This is a genomic window from Shewanella litoralis (genome assembly GCF_009828585.1).
GTDB classification, from domain to species: Bacteria; Pseudomonadota; Gammaproteobacteria; order Enterobacterales; family Shewanellaceae; genus Shewanella; species Shewanella litoralis.
Map to the genome: position 1 here is coordinate 1 of NZ_WSRZ01000094.1, position 463 is coordinate 463.

General features: G+C 41.9%; 1 protein-coding gene and 1 rRNA gene. Both read left to right on the forward strand.

Annotation, left to right across the window (positions count from 1 at the left end):
* Positions 1–98 (forward strand): 5S ribosomal RNA (gene rrf, locus GQA99_RS20255); the annotation flags it as partial.
* 195 nt (positions 99–293) lie between these two features.
* The coding region (locus tag GQA99_RS20260) for a helix-turn-helix domain-containing protein (RefSeq protein ID WP_170293577.1) at positions 294–463 on the forward strand (170 nt) is incomplete at its 3' end.

The window sequence follows — 463 nt, forward strand, 5'->3', positions numbered from 1 at the left end:
GTGGTCCCACCTGATCCCATTCCGAACTCAGAAGTGAAACACAGTATCGCCGATGGTAGTGTGGGGTCTCCCCATGTGAGAGTAGGTCATTTCCAGGCGCCTAATTTCTCTGAAAAGAGAGTGATAAGCCCGTTGCTAACGCAACGGGCTTTTTTACGTCTGGAATTTGAGCGTTGAGCATCAATCTGTATTTATCAAATGAGCAAGATAGCAGTGTGGTCGATATGCCCATGTGATACCAATTACATTAAATATATGATCTAATTAACCGTCATTCTCTTATTGCTATATTTATGAATAATATCAATCTTGCTGCATTAGCTAAATCTGAAAAAAGCGCTCGTAAACGTATCCGTTACCTCGCCTTACTCCACTTTACCGAAGGTCATTCTCGCACCGTGATTGCCAACATGTTGAAGGTCAGTAGAACAAGTGTAAATGCCTGGGTTACAAACTATTTAAC